A 5,992-nucleotide genomic window follows, 5' to 3' on the forward strand; every position below is an offset into this window, starting at 1 on the left:
TGGTTGCGGGAGTAGGATTTGAACCTACGACCTTCAGGTTATGAGCCTGACGAGCTACCGGGCTGCTCCATCCCGCGACACTTAGCGTTGGTCTACCGCCTATTCGGCTACTTGAGACCGGGTAGTGTTCTTTTCATCGTTTAGAGAGGTTGGGATTTTTCTAGGTTTGGCGGTGACCTACTCTCCCGGGGCTTAAGCCCAAGTACCATTGGCGCGGCAGTGCTTAACTTCCGGGTTCGGGATGGGACCGGGTGTTTCACTTGCGCTATGACCACCAAACCGAGGAAAATCCCCACGTCGCGATTTGCGGAGCAAACGCGACGGGTGGCAGGCAGCGTCTTTTGCTTACAAAAGGCGCGTTGCCACTCGGTTGTTATGTCAATCAACAGTGTCGCTTGGCGCGACACAGCTATCCAACTCAAGGTCAGTGTATGCTTTTGGTGATTTGTCTTTCCATTACTGGATCAAATCAAGCCTATCGGGCGATTAGTACCGGTCAACTGAACGCATTACTGCGCTTACATCTCCGGCCTATTGACGTGGTGGTCTTCCACGGCCCTCAGGGAGACCTTGTTTTGAGGGGGGCTTCCCGCTTAGATGCCTTCAGCGGTTATCCTGTCCGATCATAGCTACCCAGCACTGCCGTTGGCACGACAACTGGTCCACCAGTGGATCGTTCACCCCGGTCCTCTCGTACTAGGGGCAACTCCTCTCAAGTCTCCTACACCCACGGCAGATAGGGACCGAACTGTCTCACGACGTTCTAAACCCAGCTCACGTACCTCTTTAAACGGCGAACAGCCGTACCCTTGGGACCTGCTCCAGCCCCAGGATGAGATGAGCCGACATCGAGGTGCCAAACACTGCCGTCGATATGGACTCTTGGGCAGTATCAGCCTGTTATCCCCGGCGTACCTTTTATCCGTTGAGCGATGGCCCTTCCACTCGGGACCACCGGATCACTATGGCCGTCTTTCGACTCTGCTCGACTTGTCAGTCTCGCAGTCAGGCTGGCTTCTGCCATTGCACTCAACGAGCGATTTCCGACCGCTCTGAGCCAACCTTCGCGCGCCTCCGTTACGCTTTAGGAGGCGACCGCCCCAGTCAAACTACCCGCCACGCAGGGTCCCGGATCCGGATAACGGACCGCGGTTAGACATCAAGAGTGCGAAGGGTGGTATCTCAAGGGTGGCTCCACAGGTACTTGCGTTCCTGCTTCAAAGCCCACCACCTATCCTGCACATCACAATCCTGATGCCAGTGCGAAGCTGTAGTAAAGGTGCACGGGGTCTTTCCGTCTAACCGCGGGAAGCCTGCATCTTGACAGGCAATTCAATTTCGCTGAGTCGATGTTGGAGACAGCGGGGAAGTCGTTACGCCATTCGTGCAGGTCGGAACTTACCCGACAAGGAATTTCGCTACCTTAGGACCGTTATAGTTACGGCCGCCGTTTACCTGGGCTTCAATTCAAGGCTCTCACCTCTCCTTTTAACCTTCAGGCACCGGGCAGGCGTCAGACCCTATACGTCGTCTTGCGACTTCGCAGAGCCCTGTGTTTTTAATAAACAGTCGCCACCCCCTGGTTTGTGCCCCCAGCCCCTAGTTGCCTAGGAACCGGGCCTCCTTCTCGCGAACTTACGGAGGTATTTTGCCGAGTTCCTTCAACATCGTTCTCTCAAGCGCCTTGGTATTCTCTACCAGTCCACCTGTGTCGGTTTAGGGTACGGTCTTATAGGAGGGCTATTTCCAGGAACCACTCAGCAGCCCAATCAATCCGATAAGATTGAACTACACCTGTGATCCGTCACCACTCCACGGCCTAGGAATATTAACCTAGTTCCCATCGCCTACGCCTTTCGGCCTCGGCTTAGGGGCCGGCTTACCCTGCTCAGATTAGCTTTAAGCAGGAACCCTTGGACTTTCGGCGAGAGTGTCTCTCACACTCTTTGTCGCTACTCATGTCATCATTCTCACTAGTGATCTCTCCACCGGATCGCTCACGCGCCGGCTTCATCGAAAAGACTCGATCCTCCAAGGTGCCCCGAAGGACACTAAAGAGGATAAGTCTTATGTCACACTACGCTCTGCTACCATGCCTTACGGCATCCTAAGCTTCGGCTCATGGCTTGAGCCCCGTTACATCTTCGCCGCAGGACAACTTATTTAGACCAGTGAGCTGTTACGCTATCTTTAAAGGATGGCTGCTTCTAAGCCAACCTCCTGGTTGTTTTGGTCGTCCCACCTGCTTTCCCACTTAGCCATGAATTGGGGGCCTTAGCTGTAGGTCAGGGTTGTTTCCCTCTCCACTACGGACGTTAGCATCCGCAGTGTGTCTGCCATCTAGTACTCCCGGGTATTCGGAGTTTGGTTAGGATCAGTAAGCCTGTGGGGCCCCATTACCCATCCAGTGCTCTACCCCCCGGGGTATTCGGATGACGCTCTACCTAAATAGATTTCGCAGAGAACCAGCTATCTCCGAGTTTGATTGGCCTTTCACCCCTAGGCACAGCTCATCCCGATCCTTTTCAACGGATGTGGGTTCGGTCCTCCAGTAAGTGTTACCTTACCTTCAACCTGGCCATGCCTAGATCACTCGGTTTCGGGTCTGATCCCACGAACTCATACGCCCTATTAAGACTCGCTTTCGCTACGCCTACACCTAACGGCTTAAGCTTGCTCGTGAGACCAAGTCGATGACCCATTATACAAAAGGTACGCCGTCACCCCGCAAGGAGGCTCCGACTGATTGTAGGCGTTCGGTTTCAGGTACTGTTTCACTCCCCTCGTCGGGGTGCTTTTCACCTTTCCCTCACGGTACTGGTTCACTATCGGTCAGCAAGGAGTACTTAGCCTTCGAAGGTGGTCCTCCGATCTTCAGACAGAATTTCACGTGTTCCGCCCTACTTAATACGTCCGTCAAAGCTTAGAATACGGGGCTGTCACCCGCTATGGCCATGCTTCCCAACATGTTCTTCTCACTTATCCGGCTCGGCTGGTCCCCGTTCGCTCGCCGCTACTAGGGGAGTATCAATTGATTTCCTTTCCTCCGGGTACTTAGATGTTTCAGTTCCCCGGGTTTGCTCTTAAAACCCTATGTATTCAGGTCTTAAGTACCTGTTTAAGCAACATATTGATTATCAAAGATAACAATATGAAGCTTTCAGGTGGGTTGCCCCATTCAGAAATCCATGGATCAAAGCTTATTCTCAGCTCCCCATGGCTTATCGCAGAGTATCACGTCTTTCATCGCCTCTTGCTGCCAAGGCATTCACCAAACGCCCTTCTCGCGCTTGATTTGATCCAGAAAGAGAAAGACACACGTCCTTCACGGCAAACCCAGCTGGTAACTAAAGGCCGCCTCTGTTTCTGAACCAAAAACATACATTTCCCGCCCCCGCCACTTGGACGAGGACAATTGAGCAACCCCATGTGGTCTCTCAGCCGTGCAGCTGATCAACGCAGGTCGCTCGGGTTAGTATATTTGACTTGGACAACTCTGTTCGTTTCAGTCGCGATACGCATTCCAGGCCGGCTAGACCCAAACTGCGCCGCTCATCCCCTATGCGTCCTACCGCCTATTCGGCTACTTGAGGACGAAGATGAGAACGACCGAGATCAGTGCCACACTCGGCACGATCAAACAGTGTTGATTGATTTCTCTCTATACGATGTCAAAGCTTCCGAAGAAGCGACGTCCGATTGGACGGTAAAGAACCAAAATGGTGCTTAACGATCAAATCGAAGGTAAATGGTGGAGCCTAGGAGGATCGAACTCCTGACCTCCTGAATGCAAATCAGGCGCTCTCCCAGCTGAGCTAAGGCCCCATAAAAGTCGCTCCCGTGACCTTCGCTACGCGAAGACACTGCCACGACAACGCCCTTTGCTCCGCAAAAGGCTTGGTGGGTCGAGGAGGACTTGAACCTCCGACCTCACGCTTATCAGGCGTGCGCTCTAACCACCTGAGCTACCGACCCAGACAGGCCGGTCGGCCTGATGTGTTCTGAAGAGATATGAGGACGGCTCGGTCCATGAGTTTGATCAACTTTGTTTGTTGATCTTCTGCTAAGTGTTCCACGATCAAGAGCAAGCTCAAGATGCCAGGAACATCCTTAGAAAGGAGGTGATCCAGCCGCAGGTTCCCCTACGGCTACCTTGTTACGACTTCACCCCAGTCGCTGATCCTACCGTGGCCGCCTGCCCCCCGAAGGTTAGCGCAGCGTCGTCGGGTAGAACCAACTCCCATGGTGTGACGGGCGGTGTGTACAAGGCCCGGGAACGTATTCACCGCGTCATGCTGTTACGCGATTACTAGCGATTCCGACTTCATGGGGTCGAGTTGCAGACCCCAATCCGAACTGAGACAGTTTTTTGGGATTAACCCATTGTCACTGCCATTGTAGCACGTGTGTAGCCCAACCCGTAAGGGCCATGAGGACTTGACGTCATCCACACCTTCCTCCCGCTTATCACGGGCAGTTTCCCTAGAGTGCCCAGCCGAACTGCTGGCAACTAAGGATGTGGGTTGCGCTCGTTGCCGGACTTAACCGAACATCTCACGACACGAGCTGACGACAGCCATGCAGCACCTGTCACTAGGTCACCGAAGTGAAAGACCCATCTCTGGGCCGGTCCTAGGATGTCAAGGGTTGGTAAGGTTCTGCGCGTTGCTTCGAATTAAACCACATGCTCCACCGCTTGTGCGGGCCCCCGTCAATTCCTTTGAGTTTTAATCTTGCGACCGTACTCCCCAGGCGGAATGCTTAATCCGTTAGGTGTGTCACCGAATAGCATGCTACCCGACGACTGGCATTCATCGTTTACGGTGTGGACTACCAGGGTATCTAATCCTGTTTGCTCCCCACACTTTCGCACCTCAGCGTCAGTATCGAGCCAGTGAGCCGCCTTCGCCACTGGTGTTCCTCCGAATATCTACGAATTTCACCTCTACACTCGGAATTCCACTCACCTCTCTCGAACTCTAGACTGATAGTTTTGGAGGCAGTTCCAGGGTTGAGCCCTGGGATTTCACCCCCAACTTTCCAGTCCGCCTACGTGCGCTTTACGCCCAGTAATTCCGAACAACGCTAACCCCCTCCGTATTACCGCGGCTGCTGGCACGGAGTTAGCCGGGGTTTCTTTACCTGCTACCGTCATTATCTTCACAGGCGAAAGAGCTTTACGACCCTAGGGCCTTCATCACTCACGCGGCATGGCTGGATCAGGGTTGCCCCCATTGTCCAAGATTCCCCACTGCTGCCTCCCGTAGGAGTCTGGGCCGTGTCTCAGTCCCAGTGTTGCTGATCATCCTCTAAAACCAGCTATAGATCGTAGGCTTGGTAGGCCATTACCCCACCAACTACCTAATCTAACGCGGGCTAATCCTTTGGCGATAAATCTTTCCCCCGAAGGGCTCATACGGTATTACTCTCCGTTTCCAGAGGCTATTCCGTACCAAAGGGTATATTCCCACGCGTTACTAACCCGTCCGCCGCTCACCCCGAAAGGCGCGCTCGACTTGCATGTGTTAGGCCTGCCGCCAGCGTTCGTTCTGAGCCAGGATCAAACTCTCAAGTTGAAAGGCTATTGCTAACCTATCCTTGACGTTCGAACCTCTGCACATCTCATCAGGAGGCTAATCCTGATGAAGTCTTCTGTCTGTATGTGCTTCTGGTTTCATCAGAAACCGAAAGCCGTACAAACAGTGAAGCTGACACTGGATCATCGGAGCGAACCCCTACCAGCGCGATATACAGACATTCAATCCGTCGAAACGAACCAAACCGCCCACATATCTCTTCAGTTATCCATCAATGTCAAAGAACAGAACACCAAGAGCCAAAAACCAGACCGTTGCGCCAAAACATCAGCGCGCCCGCCTAACTCATTCCCTAAGATGCCCCCAGTCTCTCCTGAGCGTCTCAACCGTCTTTCCAGTCCGTCAGGCCGTCTCTCCAACCCGTCAGCACCGCCTCAGCAGCGCCGGTGAAGGGG

3 tRNA genes and 3 rRNA genes are annotated in these 5,992 nt (G+C 53.6%); all 6 read right to left on the reverse strand.

The annotated features are described in order from the left end of the window. The 6 genes from AC2FEE_RS25375 to AC2FEE_RS25400 all read right to left on the reverse strand — a co-directional run bounded on the left by AC2FEE_RS25375 (nt 1) and on the right by AC2FEE_RS25400 (nt 5,576). Nucleotides 1-77: transfer RNA gene (locus tag AC2FEE_RS25375), tRNA-Met, on the reverse strand. An 87-nt stretch (nt 78-164) separates the two neighbouring features. Next, nucleotides 165-279 (reverse strand): 5S ribosomal RNA (gene rrf, locus AC2FEE_RS25380). 186 nt (nt 280-465) lie between these two features. Continuing rightward, nucleotides 466-3,296: ribosomal RNA gene (locus AC2FEE_RS25385) — 23S ribosomal RNA — on the reverse strand. A 453-nt stretch (nt 3,297-3,749) separates the two neighbouring features. Continuing rightward, a tRNA-Ala gene (locus AC2FEE_RS25390) sits at nt 3,750-3,825 on the reverse strand. Between the two features lie 73 nt (nt 3,826-3,898). After that, a tRNA-Ile gene (locus AC2FEE_RS25395) sits at nt 3,899-3,975 on the reverse strand. Nucleotides 3,976-4,114: 139 nt separating this feature from the next. Beyond that, nucleotides 4,115-5,576, reverse strand: a 16S ribosomal RNA gene (locus tag AC2FEE_RS25400). Together the 16S, 23S and 5S rRNA genes with 3 tRNA genes alongside form the textbook arrangement of a ribosomal RNA operon. Nucleotides 5,577-5,992: the final 416 nt, after the last annotated feature.

Source organism: Ruegeria sp. YTSC199, from assembly GCF_059609725.1.